This is a genomic window from Amycolatopsis sp. EV170708-02-1 (assembly GCF_022479115.1).
In the GTDB taxonomy this organism is placed as follows: domain Bacteria; phylum Actinomycetota; class Actinomycetes; order Mycobacteriales; family Pseudonocardiaceae; genus Amycolatopsis.
In genome coordinates, this window is record NZ_CP092497.1 from 7,903,936 (window position 1) to 7,928,884 (window position 24,949).

The following is a 24,949-nucleotide window of genomic DNA, read 5'->3' on the forward strand; positions in this document are numbered from 1 at the left end:
GCACCACCCTACGGGCTACTCAGGCCTCCAGGCGACGGCCCTGGCGGGTCGCGGCGAAGGTTCCCACGAGCGCGGCGGTGAAGTCGCTCACCCGCGCGATCGGGACTTCGCCGTCCTCTTCCTTGCCGTACCAGTAGATCTTGGGCGGCCCCTTCAACTCGGCGAATCCGGCGACCCACCGTTCTTGTTCGCCGAGAGCGAGCGCGTACGGCAGCGCCCGGGAAAGGAGCACCTCGCGTTCGAGCTTCGGGACGGCCGTCGCCTTGGTCGCCAGCAGCGCGTCGCGGACGCCGAGCAGCCGCCGGTGCAGCGCGACGCCGGCGCCCGTGCGCACCGGCAGCCACCGGGCGGCGACGGCGAGTACCGCGCCCGCGGCGATGACGATCAGCCCGAGCTGGGCGTAGCCGACGGTCAGGGCCAGCAGGACGGTGAGGAACAGGCCGTAGAGGCAGATCCGCAGGCCGGCACGGGTCAGCCTGCCCGGCAGCCGCGAGTACCAGCGGCGCTCGACGACGCTGTCGTCCAGCGCGTCCCGCACCGAGTCGACGCCGATCCGCGCCGCCTGGATCTCCGACAGGAGCACCGACTCGCTTTCGCCGGGCAGGAGGAGGTCGAACACGGCGCGTTCGTAAGCGGTCAGCTGTTCGTCCGTCGGATTGCGGCGGACGAGCCGCCAGGTGGTCAGCTCGCCGGGCTCCTCGCTCACCCAGAGGTAGTTCCGGACGGCGAGGTCGACGACCGTCGCGGCCAGGTCGACGGCGTCGGCGCGGCCCGAGAGGACGGTCCCGACCTGTCCGGGAAGCACACCGTCGGGTGACGAGAACGCTTTCCCGGTGAGCAGCCGGACCGGAAGCGCCTCGCCAGGGTGCCTGTCCCGCCTTCGCAGCAGGGCCAGCCCGACGGCCGCCGCGACCAGCGCGAGAGCGAAGCCGCCCCACGCCCAGCCGACCGGGGCGGTGAGCACGAACGCCCCCGCGAAGGTCTTCGACGGCTCCAGGCGCGCGTTCGCCGGGACGGTGCCGCCGGGCAGTTCGACCGAGATCTCCATGCGCTGCCCCGGCGCGAGGTTCTGCTGGCTGAACCGGGTCAGCCCGGAATGCGCGATCTGGGCGGTCGCGCAGTGCGCGCGCGAACCCTCGGGCCCGGCGTAACAGGTGACCGCGTTCGGGATGGCCGGTGCGGCGAAGCTCGCGCGCACGAGTTCGAGCCGGGCATCCCAGCCGCCCGCGAGCTGCCAGCTCACCCGCGTCAGGCCGTCGGCCTCGGCGACCGCACCGTCCACTGTGTACCGGACGATCGACGTGCCGCCCTTGAGCTTGACGGTGAGCTCTTCGCCGGTCAGTTCGGCGTTGCCCGCCCCCTCGATGACGACGTCGCGGATGCCGATGATCCGGTCGCGGTCGCGTGGGGCGGCCGTGCGGAGCGGGATCCGGCGGGTCATCGTCGCCTCGCTCGGCACGGACACCGCCTCGACGACCGTGAGCGCGCCGTCGCGTTCCACCTTGAGCGAGATCTCCGCGCTGTTCGGCAATGCGGGCAGCTGCGGTTCGCTCTGCGCTCCCGCCGGTGCCGCGCCCAGCACCAGCAGGAGAAGCACCGGCAACAGCACGCGTTTAGTCCTCTGAATGCGGTACTTGCGTGTGCAACTACCGCATTCAGAGGACGAATCGCGAGTGTTCACGTCAGGCGGGGACCGGTTCCGGGCGGAGTGAGCGCAGATGCCCGGATTCGGCGAGCAGACCGTCCAAAGCGGACAGGAACGACGGCAGATGCGCGGCGAACCGGCGCAGATCCCGGTCGCCCTCGAGCCCGCCGAACCAGTACAGCCCGGCCGAACCGTCCGCCGACGGGTCGAGCCCTTCGAACGTCCTGAGCCAGTGCTCGGTGTCGCCGAGCACGATGGCGTACGGCAGCGACCGGGAGAACACCATTTCGCGGTCCCCCGCCGGGATATCGGCGACCTTGACGGTGTGCAGGTATTCGAGCAGCCCGCGGACCTGGCCGACCAGGCGCCTGCCGCGCGAAGTCCTCGGCGGCACCCACGAGGCGCCCAGCAGTGTCGCGATCCCGGCGAGCGCGACCGCGACGCCGAGCAGCGCATGGCCTGCCGTGAAGGTCAGGGCGACCGTCGCCACGAGTCCGAGCGCGATCAGGCCGACACCCGCCCACGTCAGCTTGTTCTTGCCCTTGTCCGGGCGCCGCGAGAACCAGCCCTTGCGCACGACGTCGGCGTACATCGCCTCGCCCGCGACACGGAGATCGACGGTGCCGCGGCCGCGGAGTTCCGACAGCAGCACGGAATCAGTGCCCTCGGGAAGGAGCGCGGTGTAGATCTCGCGCTCGAAGGCCGCGAGGTGCTGGTCCGGCGCGTTGCGGCGCGCGATCTGCCAGTCGACCGTTCCGGCGCCGCGGACTTCGGCGATCCACAGGTAGTTGCGGACCGCGAGGTCGACCACCGTTCCGCTGACGTCCACGACGTCGACCGTCTCGTCGACGACCGTCCCGACCTGTCCGGGCAGGACACCGTCGGGCGAGGCGAAGGAGACCCTGTCGCCTTCCCGCATGAGGACTTCGACCGGGCCGGCGCCCGCGGTGAGCGCGCCCCGGTCTCGGCGGCGCAGCAGCCAGACGGCGAGCGCGCCGAGCACGAGGAACAGGGCCAGCGCCCCGAATCCGAGGCCGGCGAGGGTGGTGAGGGCGAAGGCGCCGCCGACCGAGGCGATCTGCTCGAACCGCGCGTTCGCGGGCACCGTGCCCGCCGGGAGCTGGACGGCGAGGTCGACCCGTTCGCCCGCCGCGAGTTTGTCCTGCTCGATGCGGACGACGCCGCTGTGATCGGTCTCCGCGAGCGAACACTGCCGGTCCGAACCGAGCGGCCCGGCGAAACAGTCCACTGTGGGCATTTCGCGCGTCGGCGCGCTGAACGAAGCGGACACCCGGGACAGCTCGCCGTCCCAGCCGCTCGCGATCTGCCAGCGCACCTGCTGCGCGCCGTTGACGTCCGCGACCGCACCGTCCACTTTGTACTTGAGGGTGGCCGTGCCGCCGTCGAAGGTGGCGACCAGCTGTTCGCCGTTCGGCTCCGCCTTGCCCGCGCCCTCGACCGAAACGTCACGGATCCCGTAGACACGGTCCTGCTCTTCACCCGCGGGAACCTTGAAGGGGATCCGGCGCACCAGGTGCTGTCCACCCGGGACGGTCACCTGCTCGGTGATCGACACCGAACCGTCGCGTTCCACCTTCACCGCGACGTTCGCGGACGCTCCGCTCGGCGGCTGGAGCAACCCGAGCTGACCGCGCGCGCCGAGCGGCGGCGGCTTCGGCAGCTGTGGCGCGTTGCTCAGCGAAGGGCCCGCTCCGGGCGCCTCCGGAACGTTCGTATCCGACGGCGGGACCATCAAGGCCGAGCTCGCCGCGACGGCCACGACCGCCGTCCCCCATTTCGTCAACACAGCCACACACTCTAGGGCAGCCGATCTATGCTGACCGCCGAAACGCCGAATCCGCCACCTGGGCGAACGGCGTTGCCGAACCGCATGGGGGATCCACTCGATGAACCAGCAGCCGCCCGGCCCGCCTGATCCGCGGCGCCGGCCGACTCCGCCACCGCCGCGGCAGCCACCCCGGCCACCGCAGGGCGGCCGGCCGCTCCCGCCACAGGGCGGGCGTCCGCTCCCGCCTCCGGGAGCGCGTCCGCTTCCGCCGCGCGGGGGGCCGCCGATGCCGCCGCCGAACCGGCCGGGTCCCGTCCCGCCCGGTCGTCCGCCGATTTCCCGGCCGACGCCGGTTCCGCCGCCGTTCCGGCCGGGGCCGCCGAGCGGTGGCATGCCGCTGCCCCCGCCGGGCGCGGCGCCGCTGCCCCCGCCTCAGGTCGGCGCGCCGGTCCCGTTCCGGCCCGGTGCCGTCGGCCCACCGCAGCTTCCGTACGGCCCGCGTTTCGCGCAGCCCGCTTTCGCGCCCTACGGGGGATATCAGGCCAAGAAGTCGAACGGCGGGGTGATCGCGGCGGTCGCGATCGTCGCCGTGATGGCGGTCATGGGCGGGCTGCTCATGGTGATCACCATCGCGAACGGCAAGTCGAAACACGTCGCGGACGTCGGCTACTCCAGCTATTCGGAAACGTCCTCTTCGGACTACACGACGACAAGCGACACAGCGTCGTCGACGACGACGGCCACCAGTTCGCGTGATTCGACCGGCACGCGCGAGACGTCGGCCGGCTCGACCCGGGCGACATCCGCCAGCCGTGCCCCGTCCGGCCCGCAACCGCATCACAAGCTGGCGGACAACCCGCTGTGGCTCGATTCCCAGGTCGGCCTGCCGAACCAGCCGTGCAACCTCTCGCGCTGGGCGAACAACCCGGACGCGGCGGCGGCCTTCTTCGAAAGCGCGCGGCCGTGCCTGGACAGCGTTTGGCAGCAGGTCATGAACTACACGAAGCTGCCGTTCCGGGTCCCGACCGTGAAGTACCCGTCCGGCAAGAACTGGTCGAGCCCGTGCGGTGACGCCAGCGGCGGCTCGGTGGCGGCGTTCTACTGCTCGCAGAACGAGACGCTGTACATGCCGTACGAAGGCCTTCAGGTGCCTCAGTACGGCAATAGGCCCGGGGTCTACCTGGCGGTCTTCGCCCACGAGTACGCGCATCACATCCAGGCGCTTTCGGGGATCTCCGAGGCCTATTGGGACGCGAGGTACGAAGCGGGCACCGACTCGGCGGCGGGCCTGGAGATGTCGCGGCGCAACGAGCTTTCGGCGCAGTGTCTGTCCGGGACGTTCCTGGGTTCGACGGTGGGGCGCGGCGGCTCGGTCGATCAGGCGATGTACCGCGACGCCTGGCAGACGCAGGACCGCGGCGACCACAACGGCGGCCCGCGCGACCACGGCTCCGACGCGCACTCGTCCTCGTGGTGGCAGCACGGCGCGCAGAAGAACCGGATGTTCCAGTGCAACACGTGGGCGGCGAAGTCGGCCGACGTTTCCTGACCGCGCGTGAAGGGGTCAGCCTGGCGGGGCGAAGGGGTTCTCCGGGGCCGGTTCCGAGGGCGGCTGTGGTGAGGCGACCGGCGCGGGGGCGGCCGGTTGCGGATAGGACTGCGGATAGGACTGCATGACCGGCGTCCCGTACTGGACCGCGGGCTGCAGTTTCGCCTGATCCCGCCGCCGCCGCTCGGCCAGCACCGCCGACAGGTACGCCCAGGACGGCACTCCTGGCGGCACCGGCGTCCCGATCGCCGCCGCGACCTGCTGTGCGAGCCCGTACCCGAGCGCTTCCGCCGCTTCGGGCCGAAGCTCGCTCGTGCGGCCCAGGTACTGGCGGACGGCCAGCGCGAGATCGTTCGGCAGCCGGGTCAGGTCCAGCTGCGAAGCCCAGTACGCCAGCTGCGGCGGCATCCCGACATACGGCGTCCGCGCCGCGGGCATGCGTTCTCGGATCACCAGCGTGCCTGCCAGGTAGTCGCCGACGCGGCGGCCGTTGGGCGACAGCAGCGACGTGACCACCGCCACGACGCCGAGCATGCCCAGCCCCCAGAAGTCGATGAAGAATCCGGCGAGCCCGCGGACCAGTGCGTGCCGGAATCGGACCGGGCCGCCGTCGGTGCGGACCACCCGCAGGCCGAGCGCCATCTTCCCGAGCGTGCGGCCGCGGCTCAGTGTCTCGAAGATCACCGGGTAGCCGACCATGATCAGCACGACGGTCACCAGGAACAGGGTCAGCGCCAGCGCCTCGTCGCCGAACACGGCGACCTGGCTCAAGACCAGCATCGCGATGAACAGGACGATCAGCTGGAGGGCGACGTCGACCATCATGGCGAGCCCGCGGCTGGCCAGTTTCGCCGCGCGCACGTCCAGGACGACGGCCTCGCCGGTGACGAGTTCGGACTCTTGTTCCACCTGGCAAGCGTAGTGACGAATAGGCTGGGCGACCAAGGACGATCGCCGGGAGGGCTCCGAGTTGGACGTGGACGTGTTCGTCGCCGCGCACCAGGCCGAATGGAACCGGCTGCGTGACCTCGTCGGCCGCGCCGGGAAACTCAGCGGCCCGGACGCCGACGAGCTGGTGACGTTGTACCAGCGCGTCGCGACGCATCTTTCGATCATCCGCTCCGTCGCGCCCGACCCGGTGCTCGTCGCGCAGCTGTCCGGTCTGGTCGCGAAGGCGCGCTCGGCCGTCACCGGTTCGCACAGCCCCGCCTGGCGCGAGGTCGGCCTCTTCTTCACCCACCGGTTCCCGGCGGCGCTGTACCTGAGCCGTCGCTGGTGGCTGGCGTCGGCGGCGGCGTCGATCGCGGTGATGGCGATCGCGGCGGTGTGGATCGCCGGAGACCCGCAAGTGCTCGCGTCGCTGGCCTCGCCCGAGGAGTTCAAGGAGCTGACCGCGCCGGGCGGGAAATACGAGACGTACTACTCGTCCGACCCCGCGGGTTCCTTCGCCGCGCGCGTCTGGACCAACAACGCGTGGGTGGCCGCGACCTGCCTGTTCCTCGGCGTGGTGCTGGGCGTCCCGGTGATCTACGCGCTCTGGGCGAACTCCCTGAACCTCGCGATCGGCGCGGCGCTGATGTCGTCGGCCGGGCGGCTCGACGTGTTCTTCGGCCTGATCCTGCCCCACGGCCTGCTGGAGCTGACCGCGGTGTTCGTCGCGGCCGGGACCGGGCTGAAGCTCGGCTGGACGGTCATCGACCCGGGACGCCGTTCCCGGACGGCGGCGCTCGGCGAACAAGGGCGCTCGGTCGTGGTGATGGCGCTCGGGCTGACCGTCGTCCTGCTGATCTCGGGCGTGATCGAGGGTTTCGTGACCCCGTCGGGCCTGCCGACCTGGGCGAGGATAGGAATCGGAGTAGTCGCCGAGGTCGCGTTCTTACTCTACGTGTTCGTCGTCGGGCGTCGCGCCGCGAAAGCGGGCGAAGTGGGTGATGTCGACTGGCGATACGCTGGAGATTCTCGACCGGAAGCGGGCTGAGCTGGTTAGCTCCTTTCATGGGGAGAAAACGGTTACGCGTCTTCGCGATCGTCGTCTTGTCCGTGCTCGCCTCGACGCTCCTCGTCGGCGCGTCCCAGGCCCGGACCGTGTCCGCACCGTCGGGCAAGCAGAACTGGGTGGTGAGCGTCGGCGGATTCCGGACCGACGCCGACCGCAACTACGTCCGCCTCGGCTATCTCGTGTTCAACCCGGCCGACAACACCGTCGCGCACAACTTCTGGACCTGGAGCCAGGCGGGCTTCCCCGCGCCGGTCGACAGCGGCGACGTCTACTACTGCGGAGACTGGGCGCCGGGTACCAATCCCCGCAACAACTGCCCGATCAAGACCGCGCCCGGCTTCACCGGCGCTCCGAACGGCCACTTCACCGGCACCTACGCCGAGAATTCCGGGCAGGTGGCGATCAACTGGACCAGCAGCACCGTCGACGGCACCACCACCGCCGTGAACCTCACGGAGACGTGGGCCGTCTCGGAAACGAGGCCCGGTCTCGGGCGCCTTCAGCTGGTGAGCGACAACTACTCGATCACCAGCGGCATCGCCTACGGCAGCAACGCCTCCCTCGCGCAGACCAGCAAGGCCCCGATGAGCTCGGTCCGCGCGACCCAGCGGTCGTACCTGCTCGAAGGGCAGGGCGTGAATCGCCGCGCGATCACGAACTGGACCCGGGGCAGCAGCGGCGCCTTGGGCGTCGGCCCAGGGTGGAACAACTGCGATGACGGCTCCTGTCTCGGATTCGTGCAGTACGACTCCGGATGCGCCCCGACCTCCTGCTGCCCGCCCGGTGAGGGCTACGAGGCCTGCGCGAAGAAGATCATCGACACCGGCGACCGGCGGTTCTACTACCTGAGCGACGCTTTCGGCGGACGGCGCAACAGCTACGAGTTCTGGTGCGAATGCCTGTCCTACAACGGTTGCTACCTCGGCAACAGTCACGTCCGCCCGCTGCTGCAGGTGATCGACGACGCGGGCGCGTTCCAAGGCTGGGTCGGCGCCGAGGTCAGCCCGGACCGGACCGGTACACGGGAGCCTTCGGGCGAGTACTACTCGAGTTTCGCGCTGGTGGCGTAGTTCCGCGTGGGCCGGGTTGGTCGTGAGTGTTGTGGGTCGTCAGAGCCAAGGGTGTTTTTGAGTACCTACGCGGAGCGCGGCTGCGGCTGATCCGACCTGCGTCAGTGGGCTCTAGCGGAGTGGCGTGGGCTGAAGGCTCCCTTCACCGAGTCTGTTGCGACGAAAGGAGCCTTCGCCCCCCGGCCGGCCACGGGGAGCGGCGGTTCGGTCAGCAGGTGCAGCTGCCCTCGAAGGTGATGCTGTTCCCGTCCTCCAGGCTCGCGCTGCCGGTGAACCGGATCTCGAACTCGCCCGGTTCGGTCAGGACGATCTTCGGGCTCGTCGCCGAACCGTCGGCGCCGGTCTTGGCCGTCGCCGTCTCGGCGCCGCCTTCGAAGACCAGCACGTTCTTCGGCCGTGCCGCGCGGACGAAGAAGTTCACCGGCACGTCCGCGGCGGGCTGGCCGTTCTCCCCGATCACGCGTACCACGAGCGGCTGACCGGGCGTCTTCGTGGACAGCCGCTGCCCGTTCCCCGACAGGATCGCGAGCGTCCGCACCCCGGCCGCCCAGGTGTTGGCCAGTCCCGGCAGGGAACAGACCTCCTGGTACAGCCGCGATCCGACGGCCGGCGCCTCCGCGGTCAGGCACCGCGCGGTCGCCACGTTCGCCAACAGCACCAGCCCGGGCAGCCCGGCGTTGCGGCGCCACTGCTGGTGGCGGTCCTTGCCGTCGCACGCCACGAGTTTGACACCGACCCCGTCGACGGGGCTGATCGCCGCCAGGCACTGTCCACTCGCGACATGCTTGTAGGACAGCGCCGCCTTGTCGTACACCCATTGCGCGTTGGCGTCCTTCGCGTCGGCGAGGGCGAGCTTGCCGTCGGCCGCGGCCAGGGAGACCGTCCCGCCCCCGTCGGCGAGGTAGACGGGTGTCCCGGCGGGCTGCGCGGAAGCGGGTGACACGAGCAGCACCGCCGGAAGCACCGCGAAGAACAGCACGAGCTTGCGCAAACCTGGCCCCAATCGTGTCGGTCCGGATCTCCTCCGAGCTAACCGCCCGCGCCCCCGGCCGCCAACCGGCACCACTCCATCGGGTTCAGCCAGGCCGCGACCTACCCCCGGCCGGCACCAGGCCGACGCGATCAAAGCCGTCCGGCCGCCTTCAGCGCGAGATACCGGTCCGCCAGCCGCGGCGGCAGATCCTCGGGCACCGCGTCGACGACCTCGACCCCGTGCCGCGCCAGCCGCGCGGTGACCTGGCGCCGTTCGGCCAGCACCCGCTCGGCCGCCGCCGCGTCGTAGACGGCTTCCGCGTCGCCGCGGCCCGCGGCCATCTCGGCGACCCGGGGGTCGGCCACCGAAGCGATCATCAGCTGGTGCCGCGAGGTCAGCTTCGACAGCACCGGGAACAGGCCTTCTTCCAGCGGTGCCGCGTCCAGCCCGGTCAGCAGGACGACCAGCGCGCGCCGCCGGGTCCGCCGCAGCACCTCCGCGACCATTCCCCGCGCGTCGGTCTCGACCAGCGACGGTTCGAGCGGCGCCATCGCGTTCACCAAGGCGGGCAACAGATCCGTCGAGCCCTGGACCGCCGCGTGGACCTGCCGGTCATAGGCGAGCAGGTCGACGCGGTCGCCCGCCCGCGCGGCGAGCACGGCCAGCAGCAGTGCCGCGTCCATCGCCGCGTCGAGCCGCGGCGCGTCCCCGACGCGGCCCGCCGAAACGCGGCCGGTGTCGAGCACCAGCACCACGTGCCGGTCGCGTTCGGGACGCCAGGTCCGCACCATGACGTCGGACGCGCGCGCCGAAGCCCGCCAGTCGATCGACCGGACGTCGTCGCCGATCACGTACTCGCGCAGCGAGTCGAATTCCGTGCCCTGGCCCCGGATCAGCACCGCGTTGCGGCCGTCGAGCTGCTGCAGCCGCGCCAGCCGCGACGGCAGATGCTTGCGGCTGTGGAACGGCGGCAGCACCCGCACGGTCCACGGCACGTCGTGCGAACCCTGCCGGGCGGCCAGCCCCAGCGGTCCGGTCGACCGGACGGTGACCCGCACCGCCGTCCGGTCGCCGCGACGGGTCGGCAGGAGCCTCGTGGTCACGGCACGGCGTTCACCCGCGGGCAACGTCAGCCGGTGCCGGTCGTCCGCGCCGGCGCTGGGCGGCCAAGCGTCGCGAAGCCACGCGCGCACCGGGCGGCCGCCGGGATTGGCCACGGTCAGCGTGACCTCGCACTCCTCCCCCAGCCGCACGGACGTCGCGCCCGCCCGCGCGAACTGGAGCCGTCGCACACTCCCGGCCAGCAGGAGATCCAGCACCACCAGCACGAGCAGCACCGCCGCGGCCAGCCCGATCCCGGCCCACGAGGGCAGCAGGAAACCGACCACCGGCGCAGCGAGGAGCGCCAGCAGCCCGAGCCGCCCGGTGACGGCCATCAGCGCGGAACGGGCACGGACGCGAGGACGCGGTCCAGCACGCCGTCGGCGGTCGCGCCTTCGAGTTCGGCCTCGGGCCGCAGGTCGAGGCGGTGCCGCAAAGACGGCCGCGCCAAGGCTTTGACGTCGTCCGGGGTGGCATAGTCCCGGCCCGCGAGCCATGCCCACGCCCGGGTCGCCGCGAGCAGCGCCGTCGCGCCACGCGGGGAGACACCGAGCCGCACGGACGGCATCGACCGGGTCGCCCGGCAGACGTCGACGATGTAGGCGAGCACCTCGGGCCGCACGGTGACCCCGGCGACGGCGCGCCGCGCGGCGTCGAGCTGGGCGGCCCCGGCGACCGGCGTGACCCCGGCCGCGCCGAGGTCACGCGGGTCGAAACCCTGCGCGTGCCGGGAAAGGATGCCGAACTCGTCCTCGCGGGACGGCATCGGCATGGTCAGCTTCAGCAGGAAGCGGTCCAGCTGGGCTTCGGGCAGTGGGTACGTGCCTTCGTACTCGACCGGGTTCTGCGTCGCGATGACGATGAACGGGTCGGGCAGCGGCCGCGTCTTGCCGTCACTGGAGACCTGACGCTCTTCCATCGCCTCCAGCAGCGAAGACTGCGTTTTCGGCGGCGTGCGGTTGATCTCGTCGGCCAGCAACAGGTTCGTGAACACCGGGCCCTCGCGGAAGGAGAACTCGCCGCTGTGCGCGTCGTAGACGATCGAACCGGTGATGTCGCCCGGCATGAGGTCCGGGGTGAACTGCACCCGGGTCGTCTCCAGGTCCAACGCGGCCGCCAACGCCCGCACCAGCAGCGTCTTCGCCACCCCGGGAACGCCTTCGAGCAGCACGTGTCCCCGGCACAGCAACGCGATGATGAGCCCGGTGACGGCCGCGTCGTTGCCGACTACCGCCTTCCCGACCTCGGCGCGCAGGGCGATCAGCGCCGCCCGGGCTTCGGCCGCACCGTCCAAATCGGACTGCTCGCTACTCAAGACCGCTCCACCTCTCGTTCCACGACATCGAGCCCGTCCGCGAGCCGCACCAGCGCGGCGTCATCCGCGGGCGGGTCCCCGTACAACAGCGCGCCGACTTCGGCGGGCGCCCGGCCGGTCCGCGCGGCGACAGACTCCACCAATGCGGCCGGTTCGGCGTCGCGGGTGAGCCCCAGCAACGGCCGGAGCCGCGCGCGGGCCGCCTCACGCAAGGTCTCCCCGGCGTGCGCGGCGGCCTTCGCCTTGCGATACAACCGAGCCCGTCCCTCGGTGGCCTCGGCCGCGCGGACCACGACCGGGATCGGCTCGGTCACCACCGGGCCCAATCGCCGCGAACGCCACAGCGCCAGCAGTACCACCGCGACCCCGGCCTGCAACGCCGCGTACGACCAGCCCGCCGGGATCAGTTCGGACAGCGGCTTCTTCTCGGTCTCCAGCGACGGGTCGGCGGGTGTCGGCAGGTACCAGACCAGCCGCTCGTGCTTCCCGAGCATCCGCATCGCCAGCGCCGCGTTGCCCTCGTCGGCCAGCCAGTCGTTGGCCAGCGGCGTGGGGGTACCGAGGACGGTCACCGTCCCTTGTGGACTCGGGACTTCGAGATACGAGCCGCCGTAGCATTCCTGCGCCCTCGGCTGCGTGGCCGAGTACTTCAGGCCGCCCATCGTCGCACTCCCCGCCGCGACGGGATCCGCGGCCTCGCACTCGGGCGCGCGAGGCTCGGTCTCGGCCTGGCCGCTCACCCGCACCCCGGGAAGGACTTCCTCGACCGTGCCGGCACTCGGCTGCACCAGCACGATGTGCTCGGCGCTCTGCCGGATCTCCGTGAAGGCGCTCTTGGGCACGTACTCGGGTTTGGTGATCAAGACCGTCGCGCCCCTCGCGACACCCTTGGCTTCGGCGGCGGTGCGCACGACCGGGATCTTGACGCCTTCCCGTTCCAGCAAGGTCGCCAGCGCGCGGCCGCCCCGGGGCTCGTAGGAACCCGGTTCGAGCTCGCCGGTGGTCCGCTCGCCCTGGAAGAGCACGAGCAGCGTGCCGGTCAGCACGATCAGGAGGACGACCGCGAGCGGAAGCCGCACCCCGCGCCAGATCCGGCGGGCGTCGGGCGAAACCGAGGTCATCCGGCCGCCAAGGCGACGGGCCTGGCACGACGGCAGCGTTCATCCAAATCGGACAGTGAGCGATAGCCGTCCGCCGTGGCGGGGAGACCGCCGTAGTGGACGTCGTCGAACAACCGGGCGCCGGCGCGCAGCGGCACGGCGACGTCGGGCAGCAGCCGCCCGGCTTCGATGGCGGCCTCGTCGGCGGTCCGCCCGGACTTCTCGTCGAGCAGCGCCCGCTCCTCCAAGGACCGCACCACGGCACGGAACCGCTCACGGACGGCGTCGTCGAAGTCACCCCGCGCCGCGGCTTCCTCGGCCGCCTGGCGATGTTCGCCGGAGGCCTTGCGCTGCCCGGCGAACACGGCTCGACCGCTCTTCGCCGCCGTCGCCAAAGGCCCGGACTTCAGCCGGATCACCACGACCAGCACGATCAGCACGACGATCAGCAGCACCACGGCGAAGATCCCCCGGGTACGACGCCGTTGACCGTTTCGAGGAAGCGCAGCAGTTTCTCGACCACCCACTCGAAGGCCTCGGACAGCCAGCTCGGTCTCGCGGCCTGGTAGGCCTGCCCCGAGAGCTCCTCGGCGGCGCGCAGCCGGGCGGTGTCCCGATCGATGTCGACCGGGACCTCGGTGAGGAAGCGCGTCACCATGCCTGCGGCGGGGGCGGCGTCTGGATCCCGGCCGCGCGGGCCAGCTCGATGTCCATCCCCTCGCGGCGCATCCGCTGGTCGATGTAGAGGATCACGGTGACCAGCGCGCTGAACGGGCCGACGATCGTCTGCGCGATCACCGTGCCCACCGACTGCAGGATCAGGTCGCCGGTCGACGGGACGTAGATCTGGTTCAGATCACCGAAAATGGACAGGAAGGCGCTGAAGCTGAACGGGATCGTGATGATCGACGCCAGGAACGACGAGATCACGTACGCCAGCAGCAGGATCCCGAAGACCCGCCAGAACATGCCCGAGACCAGCTTCACCGAGCGGCGGAACGCCTCGAACACGGTGCCGCGTTCGAGGATGAACGCCGGGCTGGCCAGCGCCCAGAACGTGTAGGGGATGATCGCGGGCAGCAGGCAGAAGACCGCCCCGACCAGGATCGCCAGCGTGTAGAGCACGGTCAGCCCGAGCAGCGGCAGCAGCCGGGGCGCCGCCTCCTTCGCGGCCTCTTTGAACGTGACCGGTTTGCCGAGGACGGCCTTGCCCATCAGGACGGTCAGGAATCCGGTCAGGACGGTCGTCCCGAGCAGGGTGGCGACGAGGGTGATGAACGACGTCGCCAGCGTCCCGCCGAGGATGCCGAGCATCTGGTTCATCAGTTCCTGATCGGTGGCCGCCGGGCCGAGATCGCGGATCTGCTCCAGGTCGGCGGTGGTGTCGACCAGCAGCAGCCCGACCAGGTTGATGGCCGCGGTGAGCACGGCGGTGACCGCGGCCGCGCCGAAGACCATCCGCCAGTACTTGCGCATGGCCGTGACCGCGCCGTCGAGGATGTCGGTCAGGTTCAGCGGGCGCAGCGGGATGACGCCGGGCCTGCCGAGGCCGACCTTCCAGTTCGGGTACTGCTGCTGCGGCGGGGGCTGGTACGACGGCAGCGGAGGCGGCGGCGTCGCCCCGGAGGGTGACTGCCACTGCTGCTCCGGCGCCGGCGACGGCGGCACTTCGCCCCGCGGCGGCGTCGGTGTGTCCGCCTGCGACTGTGCCGGTTCCCCCGCCTGCGGCTTCGGCGTCTCGGTGCCTTCCGGCCCGGACGGTCCGCCGGTCTCCGTCATGCGACAGCCCCTTACCCGTTCACGTTGCTTACGAACACTCTTCCAGAGGGTCCGACACCCAGCCAGAGCTGGGGGGACGACACTGATGGGTGACCGCTCGCCTCACGCTCGATACCCTCTGCAGCCGAGCTGTGGGTAGGGACGCCGTTAGCTCGTTATGCTGAACATCGGACCGGGTGCCCCCGGTTCGCCCCTAGAACCACCGGGACCGACTTGATGACGCAACCGCCCCACGGCCAGTGGCCGCCACGCGGCGCCGTCCAGCCACCGCCGGTGCACGGCCAGCCTCCCGCGCAGTGGCACGGCGCGCCGCACCACTTCCCGCCTCCGCCGCCACGCCGGTCCGTGGGCGCGATCATCGGTATCTGCCTCGGCGCGGTCGCCGTCCTGGTCCTCGGCCTGGTCGCGATCGTTTCACTCAATCGTGACGACTCCGATCACGTAGCGAACGCGGGCTACAGCACCCTCCCGAACACGCCTTCGCAGGCGGGACTGCCGCCGAGCGGCTCTTCGTCGCCCTCTTCGTCGACGAACCCGTTCCCGTCGTCACCGACCAAGGCGCCGTCCTCGTCGAGCGGGCCGCAGAAGATCCTCAAGCTCGGTGACCACCCGATCCTCCAGGACCCGAACGCCGGCCTGCGGAACCGGGTCTGCACGCTGCCGCAATGGCAGAGCAGCCAGCAGGCCGCCGAGGCGTTCTTCACCGCGGCGGGCAAATGCCTCGACAACGCTTGGGGCCCGTTCCTCGACGCCTACGACCTGCCGTTCACCCCGCCCGCCCTGCACTTCCCGACCGGGGCCAGCTTCGAAACCGAATGCGGCACCATCCAGGTGGGCATCGCGACGGCGGCGTACTACTGCGAGAACAACCTCTACGTGCCGTTCCGCGGTCTGCAGACCGACCAGTACGGCAACAACCCCGGCGTCTACCTGGCCCTTTTCGCGCACGAGTACGGACACCACGTGCAGGAGGTCGCGGGGCTGATGGACGCGGCCTGGCAGAAGATCTACGACGCGGGACAGAACAGCCCGGCCGGGCTGGAGATGTCGCGGCGCAAGGAACTGCAGGCGCAGTGCTTCTCCGGGATGTTCCTCGGCGCGCACGTGGACCAGGGCGGCACGGTCAGCCGGGACATGTACAACAAGGCCTGGAACGACCAGGAGACCCGCGGCGACAACACCTCGCGCAGCCAGGACCACGGGACGAACGCGCACTACGCGTCGTGGTGGCGGGCGGGTGCGAGCAACAACCGGATCGCCGACTGCAACACCTTCTCGGCTCCTTCGAGCGCCGTTTCCTGACTCTTCGCATGTGAAGGCCCCCTTCCCCTCGGCTGAGCCACGGGGAAGGGGGCCTTCACACGTTTCGGGTGGCGGGTCGCCGCTCGCCGACGGATGCGGTGCCGTCGGCGATTCCGGCTTGCCCTCGATGCGGCTGGTCGTCGGCCTCGTGAGTGGCAAGGACGGTTCTAACCGTCTTTGCCACTCACGAGGGGACCCGTACGTCCCGCGTGACCGGTCCGCTCACGACAGGGTGTGTGGGAATAGAGACGTTGAACGTCCCGATTTCCACACACCCGTGGTAATGCCGGCCACGTCGAGTAGCCAACCGTCAAGAGGGATCAGGCGGTCACCGGCACACGCGGCCCGCGCAACACCAAAAAGACGTACATCCCGCCCGCGAAGCAGCTGAACACCAGCAGCGCCAGCCCGAGCGGCCGCCGCGCGTCGCTCGCTCCGGCCGTCGCGTCGGCCGCGTGCACCGCGATGGCGTCCCCCGAAGCCCCGTCCGGGACGACGACCTCGAGGCGCTCGCCCTTGCCGTGTCCGCAGCCGTTGAGCGAGCCCTCCGTCGGCTTGCCGCCGAATTCGAACTTGACCGTCTCGGTGGCCCGCCGCCCGTACAAGGCGCGGGCCGGACGACCTCGGCCTGCACGGTCGTCCCCTTGGTCTCGTTCGAGATGGCGAACAGCCCTGGCCCGGCGAACCACGCCAGGAAGATCACCAGCAGGCCGACCCCGGCCGCCACGGCCAGGGAGTTCCACCCCGGGGTGAGCCCTCTGGCGGGGTCCGATCGCTTGCGCACGAACGCCATGCTCCCAGAACCTCGCGGCAAAGCACAGGAGCCCGGCGAGGTGGTAGCAAAGGTCCCCCGCTACCGCTCGATGGTCTCCGCGGAGGTCACCTTCCGGATGTACAGCAGCTTGTCCCCCGGCTCGATCGCGTCCGCCTGCGGGGCGTCCACCCGGTACAGCACGCCGTCGCGGACGACGCCCAGCACGATATCCGGCAGATGCCGCGGCGACCCGCCCTCTTCGGACGGTTCCACCGGGCGTTCGGCGATCGCGAGACCGGACTCGGGGTGAGCAGGTCCTCGACCATGTCGACCACCAGCGGCGTCGACGTCGCCATCCCGAGCAGGCGCCCGGCGGTCTCGCTCGACACCACGACCTGGTTCGCGCCCGACTGTTTGAGCAGGTGGACGTTCTCCGCCTCCCGCACCGACGCCACGATATGCGACTTCGGCGCCAGCTCACGGGCGGTCAGGGTGACCAGCACGGCGGTGTCGTCCCGGTTCGGGGCGACGACGACGGCGCGCGCCCGCTGGACTCCGGCGACGCGCAGCACGTCGGCGCGGGTGGCCGAACCGTGCACGGTCACCAGGCCGAGTGACGTGGCCGCTTCGAGGGCCTGCTGGTCGGTGTCGACGACGACGATGTGGTCGGGTTCGACGTTCTCGTCCCCGAGCAGCGCGTTGACCGCCGACCGGCCCTTCGTGCCGAATCCGACGACGACCGTGTGGTCACGCACCTTCGTCCTCCACTTTTGGATCTTGAATGCCTGGCGGGAGCGCTCGGTGAGCACTTCGAGTGTGGTACCGACCAGGACGATGAGGAAGAGCACCCGCAGCGGGGTGATCACCAGGACGTTCACCAGCCGCGCGGACGGCGTCGCGGGCGCGATGTCACCGTAACCCGTGGTCGACAGCGACACCGTCGCGTAATAGAGGCTGTCGAGGAAGGTGAGCCCGTCGCCGTTGGCGTCGCGGTAGCCGTCCCGGTCGAGGTAGACGATCAGCACGGTCGCGAGCAGGGCGAGCACCGCGCCGATGATCCGTTTGAGGATCGACCGCAGCGGGCTGACGGTCAGTTCCGGCATCCGGATCACACCGACGAGCTCGTGGTCCGGGCGGTCGCTCAGCCTGACCGGGAAACGCTTGAGAACCCTCATGCACAGGCTCCGGCCTGGTCCGCGTCACTCACGGTCGGGAGGATAGCCGAAGATCCTTCCGTTCAGCTCGGTATGCGAAGCTCAGGGCATGTCTCCGGATCCCGAACCGTCCCAGCGGCCCGCCTACTTGCTCGCCGGCCTGCTCGGTGCGGCCGGTGTCCTGCACTTCGTCCAGCCGAAACCCTTCGACGCCATCATCCCGAAGCAGCTTCCCGGTTCCCCTCGGGCCTGGACCTACGGCTCCGGGGTGGCCGAGCTGGGTGTCGCCGCCGCGGTCGCGAATCCGAAGACCCGGCGGCTCGGCGGGCTCGCGGCCGCGCTGCTGTTCGTCGCGGTGCTGCCGGGGAACGTGAAGATGGCCGTCGACGCCGACCGCCGGAAGGCCCCGAAGCACTGGCGAGCGGCTTTCTGGGCCCGCGTCCCGCTGCAGATCCCGCTGGTGACCTGGGCCCTGAAGGTCCGCGACCGGGCCTAGTCCCCCCTCGCGTTTCGTCCTCTGGATGCGGTAGTTGCACGCGCAAGGACCGCATTCAGAGGACGAAACGCTAGATCGTCGGGACGCTCCTCAGCAGCTGTCGCAGTCCTTCGGCGTCCAGCAGATCCGCCGGGCGGACGGTCTTGTCGTGTTTCACGTAGTGGAACGCCGCCCGCACCTTTTCCACGGGGATGTTCTTCAAGGCCGCCCACGCCAGCCGGTACGCCGCCAGCTGCACGGCCAGCGACTCGAGCCGGTCGGCCTCCGGGACGGCGCCGGTCTTCCAGTCGACGACGGTCCAGCCGCCGTCCGCGTCGGCGAACACGGCGTCCATGCGCCCGCGCACCGTCACGCCCACGACGTCCGCCGAGAACGGCACCTCGACCGCGTGCGGCACCCGGTGTGCCCACTCGCTCTTCTCGAACGCGGTCTGCAACGCCTCCAGCTCGGTATCGGGCGCCTCGTCGACGTCCGCCGCCCCCGGCAGGTCGTGGATCTCCAGCAGCTGCTCGCCGCCGAACCGCTGCTCCAGCCAGCCGTGGAACGCCGTCCCCCGGCGCGCGTAGGTGTTGGGGCGCACGGGAAGCGGCCGCCGCAGCCGTTTGGCCAGCGCGGCGGGATCGGCCGACAGCTCGACGAGCTGGCTCACCGAGAGATGTGGCGGCAGGACCACCTGCTGCACTCGGTCCCGCGCCCGCGCCCGTTCCTCCAGCAGCACCTTGGTATCGGAGATCCAGCCGTCCGGATCGTCCTCTTCCTCCTGCTCGGCGTGTTCGGCCTCCTCCATCGCCCCGAGCACCAGGTCGACACCGTTCGTGACGCCCTCGCGCCGCGGCCACAGCGGGTCGACCGGCCACCGCGACCGGCGGGAGTCGGCGACGAGCGGGTTCTCGCCGTCGGTTTCCGGCTCGTCGGCCCAGTGCTCGATCCGGCCGACCGAGTTCCCCCGCATCACCTCGCCGATCTCCAGCAAGAACTCCGACGGTCCCTTCGGCCGCGCGCTGCTCTCGTTCCACCAATGGCCGGAGATCAGCATGGTGTGCTCGGAGCGAGTCAGTGCGACATAGCAAAGCCGCCGCTCCTCGTCCGCTTCACGCGCGACGAAGCCTTCTTCGTGCAGTTCCAGCGCTTCCTGGACTTCCTTGCGGTCCGCGCCTTCGGGGATCCGCAGCTCCGGCAGGTCCTCCGAGTCCCCGCGCAGCGCGGCGGGCAGCGAAGTCGACGTCCGCAGCCACGACGACGAGCGCCGCCGCCCGGGGAAGACCTCCTTGACCAGATGCGGAATCGCGACGATGCGCCATTCCAGCCCCTTGGCCGAATGCACGGTCAGCACCTGGACCCGATCCGGGACCACCTCCACCTCGCCGGGGGTAAGCCCGTCTTCCGCGTGCGCGGCCGTGTTCAGATAGTCCACAAAGGACAAAAGGGTGGCCGTCGGCGACGTTTCGGCGAAATCCGTGACGACGTCGGCGAAAGCGTCCAGATGCGCGCGTCCGGCAGGCCCTGGGCGGGCCAGCGACTCGACGTCGAGCAGCATGGTGCGCTCCACGTCGGCGACCAGCTCGGGCAGCGACTGGTCCAGCCGTCGCCGCAAGGCCGAAAGCTCGGCGCCGATCTTCCGGATCCGCCGGTAGCCCTCGGGTGAATACCGTTCCGGTGTGCCGGGATCGTCGATGGCGTCGGCGAGCCCGGCCTGCTCGACCCGCTCGGTCACCAGCACCGGTTCGTCCACATCGGACTTCCCCGACGGCGGCACCGGCGACGAAAGTTCGCCTGCCCGGCGCCACAACGCCGCGAGGTCGGCCGCCGCGATCCGCCAGCGCGCCCCGGTCAGCAAGCGGGCGGCCGCGCTGCCCGCGAGCGGGTCGGCGAGCACCCGCAACGTGCTCACCAGATCCGCGACCTCGGGCTCGTCGAGAAGGCCGCCGAGACCGACCACCTCCACCGGAAGCCCGCGCGCCCGCAGCTCCGCCGCGATCGGGGCCATGTCGGCACGACGGCGCACCAGCACCGCCGCGGTCGGCGGTTTTCCGGTCTCCTCCACGGTTTCGAACCAGCGTTTCGCCAGCGCGTCGGCCACCCACTCGCGTTCGGCGCGGATGTCCGGCAGGAGCGCGGCGGCGATGTCGGCGGCCCCCGCGCCTTCCAGCGCACGCAGCCGCGCGACCCCGAGTCCGCGTTCCCGCAACGGTTCCGAGATCGCGTTCGCGAGTTCGAGCACCTCGGGCGGATTGCGGAAGCTGGTCAGCAGCCCGAAATCCAGCGCCGGGACGAGCCGTTCGCCGTTGTCACGCGGGAAGTCCGTGGTGAACCGGGGCAGGTTCGCCGCGCTCGCGCCGCGCCAGCCGTAGATGGCCTGCGCCGGGTCGCCCACCGCCGTCACCGGCATCGGCGGATGTTCGACACCGCCGAACAGCGACCGCAGCAGGATCCGCTGGGCGTGGCCGGTGTCCTGGTATTCGTCGAGCAGGACGGCGCCGTAGCGCTCGCGTTCCCCCGCGACCACCGCCGGATAGCTGCTGGCGAGCTGCGCGGCGAGCGACATCTGGTCGGCGAAGTCGAGCGCGCCTTCCGCTCGTTTCCGCGTGTGATACGCCTCGACCAGTGGCAGGAGAGCGAGCCGGAACCGTTGCGCCGTCATGACTTCGGCCAGTTTCTGCGGCAACGACGCGCGCTGACCCTTCGCCCGCGGCGCGTTCTCGATGACCTCGCACAGCCAGGACGTGTACTGGGCCAGCCGTTCGGTCTCGACCAGATGCTCGCCGAGCTCCCCGGCCAGCGCGAGCAACTGCGCCGTCACCGTGGAGGGCACCCGATCGGTGTCGAGGTCGCTGTCCCAAGTGGACACGACGCGATGCGAAAACTGCCAGGAGGACGTCTCCGAAAGCAGCCGGACGCCGGGCTGGACGGGAAGCCGCAGGCCGTGTTCGGACAGCAGCCGCCCGGCATAGGCGTGATAGGTGAGCACCGTCGGCTCGCCCGCGGTCACGGTGGTGCGCAGGTCGCCGGTCGGGTCGATCTTGTCGAGCAGCCCCGATCCCACCAGCCGTCGCAGCCGGGTGCGGACGCGTTCGCCGAGCTGGCGGGCGGCCTTGCGGGTGAAGGTCAGGCCGAGGACGCGTTCCGGCGGGACGACACTGTTGGCCACCAGCCAGACGACCCGCGCGGCCATCGTCTCGGTCTTGCCCGCGCCCGCACCCGCGACGACCAGCGACGGCTCGATCGGCGCGGCGATCACCTCGGCCTGCTCGTCGGTGGGGCTGTGCAGGCCGAGCGCGCGGGCGATCTCGCCCGGCTCGACCTGTCGGCGCTGGAGTTCGGAGATCAAGGGCCGGTCACCTGCCTGCCCTCGGGGCGCAGCGGACAGCAACCCCTCGCCGGGCAACGATCACAGTCCGGGTTCTCGGTGACGCCGTACTCCGGGCCCGCGGCGGATCCGGCCGCCGAGCGCACCAGTTCGAGCCATTGCTTGCCGCCGTCCTCGTCCAGCGGCGCCTGCTCGCGCTGGGTGGATCCGGTCTTGTTGTTGGACTTCGCGACGTAGACCAGCCGCGCGCCACCGGGTTTCGAGCCGCCCTCGACCGCGCCGAGCAGCACGGCGAGCTGATACGCGGCCAGCTGCGGATGCTGTTCGGCGTCGGCGGCGGAGATCGGGACCTTGCCGGTCTTGATGTCGATGACGACCGGACGGCCGTCCTTGTCCATCTCCACGCGGTCGACGCGGCCGCGCAGGAGCACGCGGACGTCGTCATCGCCGACCGGCAGCTCGACCTCGATGTCCTGCTCGACGCCGGCTTCGATCAGCTCCTTGCGGCTGGATTCCAGCCAGGTGATGAAATTCCGCAGCATCTGCTCGACCCGCGACCGCTCGCGGCGCGAGAACCACGGTGCCCCGGCGTCGACCCGCACCCAAGCTTCGTCGAGGGCGGCGCGGATCTGCTCGTCGCTGCTTCCACCCGCGACCGCCTGCGCGAGGCCGTGCACCAGTGTCCCGGTGACCGCCGCGAGCTGTGCCGGATCGCTGCCGCCGTGGCGTTCGATCAGCCACCGCAGCGGGCATTTGACCAGAACCTCCACAGTGGACGGTGAGATCCGGATGAGATCGCCCGGCCCGTGCACGGGTTCGCCGGTGGAGGGTTCCAGCAGGCCGTACCAGGTGCCCGGATGCGCGCCCGGCACCCCGGCGGCGGCCAGTTTCGCGAGCTGACGCGCCGCCCGCCGCCGCCTTTCCGGGTCGCTCGACTCGTCGCAGACGACTTCACGGAGTTCGCCGACGAGTTCGGCGAGTACCAGCGAGCGTCCCGCCGGTTTCATCCGCGAGTCCAGGCCGCCGTCGTCGGCGCCGTTCTCCTCCAGATCGTCGATGAACCGTGAGGGCTGCTCGTCCTCCCCCGCGACCGCGCTGACCAGCAACGTCTTCCGCGCCCGGCTTGCGGCGAGGTAGAACAGCCGCCGCTCTTCGGCGAGGATCGGCGCGGTGGCGGACACCTTTTCGTCGTCGACCCCGGACATGAGGTCGACCAGCCGCTCGACGCCGAGCACGGACCCGCGCAAGCGCAGATCCGGCCAGCTGCCCTCCTGGACGCCGGCGATCGAGACGACCGTCCACTCTCGACCGGCGGACGCGTGCGCGGTGAGCAGCGATACACCTTCGCTCTTCATGGCCGCGGGAGCCAGCGAGTCACCCGCGATGTTCTGCGAGGACAGGTAATCCGCGAACGAGGCAACACTCGCCTTCGGCAATCTGTCGACATAGCGACCGGCCGCGTCGAAGAGCGCGACGATCGCGTCCAGATCTCGATCCGCTTGAGAGCCCAGCGATCCGCCACGATCGACCAAGCGCAGCAGACGCTGCTCCAGACCGCTGGCCTGCCACAGATCCCACAGCACCTGTTCGACGCCGTCACCGCGGACCACGGCCTGATGCGCCGCGTGCAGCAGGCCGCCGATCCGGCGCATGGGGAGCGACTCGGCCTCGGCGAGGCCGGTGAGGACATCGTTGGTACGTAAGGCTTCCACCAGCAGTTCGTCGCTGGAGCGTTGTCCGCCGCCCGCGAGCTCCAGCCTGCGCAAACCGCGACGCAGCCGCCGCAGCGCGAGCGGATCCGCGCCGCCCAGCGGCGAGGACAGCAGCATCTCGGCGAGGTCGACGTCGAGCAGCTCCGGGTCCGCGGCGAGCCGCAGCATCGCCAGCAGAGGACGAACCGCGGGCTGCTTCGCGAGCGGCAGTTCCTCGGTGGCCGAACCGATCGGCACCCCCGCCGCCCGCAAAGCACGTTGCAGGACAAGGAAAGTACGAGCGGGCGACCGGACGAGCACCGCCATCTCCGACCACGGCACACCGTCGACGAGATGCGCGCGGCGGAGCTGATCGGCGATCCAGCTCGCCTCGGCGGCCGGGGTCGGCATCAGCCGGACTCGGACGACACCGCCCTCCGCGTCCGGCGCGTCGACGAGTTTGCGCTGCGGCGACGCGCCGGGGAGCACGGAACCGAGTTTCGTGACGGCCGCGCGGATCACCGGGGCGTGCCGATGAGCCGTGGTCAGCAAAACCGTGCGCTCGCCGTCCTCGTCCGCGTCGGCGAACAGGCGGGGGTCCGCGCCACGGAAGGAGAACACGGACTGATCGGGGTCGCCCGCGACGACGAACTCGTCGGCGGCGTGCCCGATGAGGCGGACGAGCTGGGTCTGCAGCGGGTCGAGATGCTGCGCGTCGTCGACGAACAGGTGCCGGACGCGACGCTGCTCGCGTTCGCGCAGCTCGGGATCGTCCTCCAGCGCGAGCAGGGCGGAGGTGACGAGCTCCGCCGCGTCCAGCGCGGGCGCGCTCGCCACGCCGAGCGCGTTGCCGCCCGCGCCCTGCAGCAGCGTGACCTCTTCGTACTGGCTCCAGAAGCGCCCGGCCGCGATCCACTCCTCGCGGCCGCGCCGCCTGCCGAGTTCGACCAGATCCTCCGGGCCGAGCCCGCGTTCGGCGGCGCGGAGCAGGAGATCTCGCAGTTCCTCGGCGAAACCGGGCACGTTCAGCGCGGGGCGCAGCTGTTCCGGCCAGTCGAGCGCGCCCTCCTCGATGTCACCGGCGAGCAGGTCACGGACGACGACGTCTTGCTCGGCCCCGGCCAGCAGGCGAGGTGGCGGGAGGTCGTCGGCCTGCGCCTCCATGCGCAACAGCGCGTACGCGTACGAATGCACCGTGCGCACGAGCGGCTCGCGGATCGTGCGCGGCAGCGGGTCTTCCTCCGGATCGGTGGTGAGCCGGTGGGTGATGTCGGCACGCAGGACCTCGGCCGCTTTACGGGAAGTGGTCAGGATGAGCACACTCTCCGGGTTCGCGCCCTCCGCGATGCGCCGCGACGCCGCCGACGCCAGCAAGGCCGTCTTACCCGTGCCGGGGCCGCCGAGGACCCTGCGGAACCCATCCGGGGCGGCCAGCAGGCGGCGGGCGCCGGAATCCCACTGGAAGGACGGCGTGCCGGTGACCGGCGTGCGGACCAGCCGCGCGTCGGTTCCTGCCGCTGTTCGCCGCCCGTTCACGCCCACGATGGAACCACGCCCCGCCGACACAACCTCGCAGCGGCACGGCAAAGTGGTCCCATGGATGACGAACTGCACGAGCGGGTGCGCGAGGTCATCGCGAGCGTGCCCGCCGGCTCGGTCGCGACTTATGGGGATATAGCGTCGGTTTCGGGCGCGCCGTCGCCGCGGCTGGTCGGCCGGATCCTCGGCGAGGACGGCCACGATCTGCCTTGGCACCGCATTCTGCGGGCCGACGGGACGCCTGCTCCGCATCTGGTCGACGAGCAGCTGCAACGGCTGCGCGCGGAAGGTGTCATGGCCGACGGCCAGCGCGTCGACCTGCGAAAATACCGGTGGCAACGTGATCCCGACGACGACGCTGGTCCCGGCGCTCTCTTTTAGGTTAG

General features: G+C 70.9%; 16 protein-coding genes and 3 pseudogenes. 6 read left to right on the plus strand and 13 right to left on the minus strand.

The window, feature by feature from the left end:
- Positions 1-19: 19 nt before the first annotated feature.
- Complete coding sequence (locus MJQ72_RS35745) at positions 20-1,609, minus strand: DUF2207 family protein (RefSeq protein WP_240595465.1); 1,590 nt, start codon at positions 1,607-1,609, stop codon at positions 20-22.
- Between the two features lie 73 nt (positions 1,610-1,682).
- The gene (locus MJQ72_RS35750; RefSeq protein WP_315860921.1) at positions 1,683-3,452 is read right to left on the minus strand and encodes a DUF2207 domain-containing protein; all 1,770 of its coding nucleotides are present in this window, start codon (positions 3,450-3,452) and stop codon (positions 1,683-1,685) included.
- A 268-nt stretch (positions 3,453-3,720) separates the two neighbouring features.
- Between MJQ72_RS35750 and MJQ72_RS35760 the strand changes: the two genes are divergently transcribed.
- Positions 3,721-4,983: a neutral zinc metallopeptidase gene (locus tag MJQ72_RS35760; RefSeq protein ID WP_261367992.1), complete on the plus strand. Its 1,263-nt coding sequence runs from the start codon at positions 3,721-3,723 to the stop codon at positions 4,981-4,983.
- Positions 4,984-4,998: 15 nt separating this feature from the next.
- On the opposite strand, the gene MJQ72_RS35765 is transcribed toward MJQ72_RS35760, so the two are convergent.
- The gene (locus MJQ72_RS35765) at positions 4,999-5,892 is read right to left on the minus strand and encodes an RDD family protein (protein WP_240595467.1); all 894 of its coding nucleotides are present in this window, start codon (positions 5,890-5,892) and stop codon (positions 4,999-5,001) included.
- A 61-nt stretch (positions 5,893-5,953) separates the two neighbouring features.
- Between MJQ72_RS35765 and MJQ72_RS35770 the strand changes: the two genes are divergently transcribed.
- Both MJQ72_RS35770 and MJQ72_RS35775 read left to right on the plus strand, forming a co-directional pair.
- Positions 5,954-6,961 carry a stage II sporulation protein M gene (locus MJQ72_RS35770; RefSeq protein ID WP_240595468.1) on the plus strand — a complete coding sequence of 336 codons (1,008 nt, stop codon included), beginning with the start codon at positions 5,954-5,956 and terminating at the stop codon, positions 6,959-6,961.
- A gap of 17 nt (positions 6,962-6,978) precedes the next feature.
- Complete coding sequence (locus MJQ72_RS35775) at positions 6,979-8,052, plus strand: hypothetical protein (RefSeq protein WP_240595469.1); 1,074 nt, start codon at positions 6,979-6,981, stop codon at positions 8,050-8,052.
- 208 nt (positions 8,053-8,260) lie between these two features.
- Here MJQ72_RS35775 and MJQ72_RS35780 read toward each other — a convergent pair whose 3' ends face one another.
- From MJQ72_RS35780 to MJQ72_RS35805, 6 genes and pseudogenes are all read right to left on the minus strand, one after another.
- Positions 8,261-9,043 carry a hypothetical protein gene (locus MJQ72_RS35780; RefSeq protein WP_240595470.1) on the minus strand — a complete coding sequence of 261 codons (783 nt, stop codon included), beginning with the start codon at positions 9,041-9,043 and terminating at the stop codon, positions 8,261-8,263.
- A 131-nt stretch (positions 9,044-9,174) separates the two neighbouring features.
- Positions 9,175-10,461 (minus strand): DUF58 domain-containing protein, encoded by a 1,287-nt coding sequence (locus MJQ72_RS35785; protein WP_240595471.1) that lies wholly within the window; start codon positions 10,459-10,461, stop codon positions 9,175-9,177.
- Entirely contained in the window at positions 10,461-11,441 is a 981-nt protein-coding gene (locus MJQ72_RS35790; RefSeq protein WP_396426900.1) for a MoxR family ATPase, read from the minus strand. Before MJQ72_RS35790 ends, MJQ72_RS35785 begins: the two co-directional genes overlap by 1 nt.
- Positions 11,438-12,562 carry a DUF4350 domain-containing protein gene (locus tag MJQ72_RS35795; protein ID WP_240595472.1) on the minus strand — a complete coding sequence of 375 codons (1,125 nt, stop codon included), beginning with the start codon at positions 12,560-12,562 and terminating at the stop codon, positions 11,438-11,440. Before MJQ72_RS35795 ends, MJQ72_RS35790 begins: the two co-directional genes overlap by 4 nt.
- A pseudogene (locus tag MJQ72_RS35800) lies at positions 12,559-13,199 on the minus strand (DUF4129 domain-containing protein). Before MJQ72_RS35800 ends, MJQ72_RS35795 begins: the two are co-directional and overlap by 4 nt.
- Entirely contained in the window at positions 13,193-14,320 is a 1,128-nt protein-coding gene (locus tag MJQ72_RS35805) for a hypothetical protein (RefSeq protein ID WP_240595473.1), read from the minus strand. Before MJQ72_RS35805 ends, MJQ72_RS35800 begins: the two are co-directional and overlap by 7 nt.
- Positions 14,321-14,536: 216 nt before the next feature.
- Between MJQ72_RS35805 and MJQ72_RS35810 the strand changes: the two genes are divergently transcribed.
- Positions 14,537-15,622 (plus strand): neutral zinc metallopeptidase, encoded by a 1,086-nt coding sequence (locus MJQ72_RS35810; RefSeq protein WP_396426901.1) that lies wholly within the window; start codon positions 14,537-14,539, stop codon positions 15,620-15,622.
- 320 nt (positions 15,623-15,942) lie between these two features.
- Here MJQ72_RS35810 and MJQ72_RS35815 read toward each other — a convergent pair.
- Positions 15,943-16,349 (minus strand): annotated as a pseudogene (locus MJQ72_RS35815) (hypothetical protein).
- Positions 16,350-16,475: 126 nt separating this feature from the next.
- A pseudogene (locus tag MJQ72_RS35820) lies at positions 16,476-17,551 on the minus strand (potassium channel family protein).
- Positions 17,552-17,639: 88 nt separating this feature from the next.
- On the opposite strand from MJQ72_RS35820, the gene MJQ72_RS35825 reads away from it, so the two are divergent.
- A complete protein-coding gene (locus MJQ72_RS35825; RefSeq protein WP_240595474.1) occupies positions 17,640-18,026 on the plus strand; it encodes a hypothetical protein in 387 nt (128 codons plus the stop codon).
- Between the two features lie 70 nt (positions 18,027-18,096).
- Here the strand turns inward: MJQ72_RS35825 and MJQ72_RS35830 are convergent, their stop codons facing one another.
- Together MJQ72_RS35830 and MJQ72_RS35835 are read right to left on the minus strand one after the other, a co-directional pair.
- A complete protein-coding gene (locus MJQ72_RS35830; protein ID WP_240595475.1) occupies positions 18,097-21,354 on the minus strand; it encodes an ATP-dependent helicase in 3,258 nt (1,085 codons plus the stop codon).
- On the minus strand, positions 21,351-24,566 hold the full coding sequence (locus MJQ72_RS35835) for an ATP-dependent DNA helicase (protein ID WP_240595476.1): 3,216 nt from the start codon (positions 24,564-24,566) through the stop codon (positions 21,351-21,353). Before MJQ72_RS35835 ends, MJQ72_RS35830 begins: the two co-directional genes overlap by 4 nt.
- A 54-nt stretch (positions 24,567-24,620) precedes the next feature.
- On the opposite strand from MJQ72_RS35835, the gene MJQ72_RS35840 reads away from it, so the two are divergent.
- The gene (locus MJQ72_RS35840; RefSeq protein WP_240595477.1) at positions 24,621-24,944 is read left to right on the plus strand and encodes an MGMT family protein; all 324 of its coding nucleotides are present in this window, start codon (positions 24,621-24,623) and stop codon (positions 24,942-24,944) included.
- Positions 24,945-24,949: the final 5 nt, after the last annotated feature.

Bases quoted from the DNA above. Each gene is read 5' to 3' on its own strand.
- MJQ72_RS35785 (WP_240595471.1), bottom strand. From the start codon at position 10,461: ATGGCCGTCACCGGGCGGCTCGGGCTGCTGGCGCTCCTCGCTGCGCCG.
- MJQ72_RS35825 (WP_240595474.1), top strand. From the start codon at position 17,640: ATGTCTCCGGATCCCGAACCGTCCCAGCGGCCCGCCTACTTGCTCGCC.
- MJQ72_RS35760 (WP_261367992.1), top strand. From the start codon at position 3,721: ATGCCGCCGCCGAACCGGCCGGGTCCCGTCCCGCCCGGTCGTCCGCCG.
- MJQ72_RS35775 (WP_240595469.1), top strand. From the start codon at position 6,979: ATGGGGAGAAAACGGTTACGCGTCTTCGCGATCGTCGTCTTGTCCGTG.
- MJQ72_RS35840 (WP_240595477.1), top strand. From the start codon at position 24,621: ATGGATGACGAACTGCACGAGCGGGTGCGCGAGGTCATCGCGAGCGTG.
- MJQ72_RS35810 (WP_396426901.1), top strand. From the start codon at position 14,537: ATGACGCAACCGCCCCACGGCCAGTGGCCGCCACGCGGCGCCGTCCAG.
- MJQ72_RS35805 (WP_240595473.1), bottom strand. From the start codon at position 14,320: ATGACGGAGACCGGCGGACCGTCCGGGCCGGAAGGCACCGAGACGCCG.
- MJQ72_RS35795 (WP_240595472.1), bottom strand. From the start codon at position 12,562: ATGACCTCGGTTTCGCCCGACGCCCGCCGGATCTGGCGCGGGGTGCGG.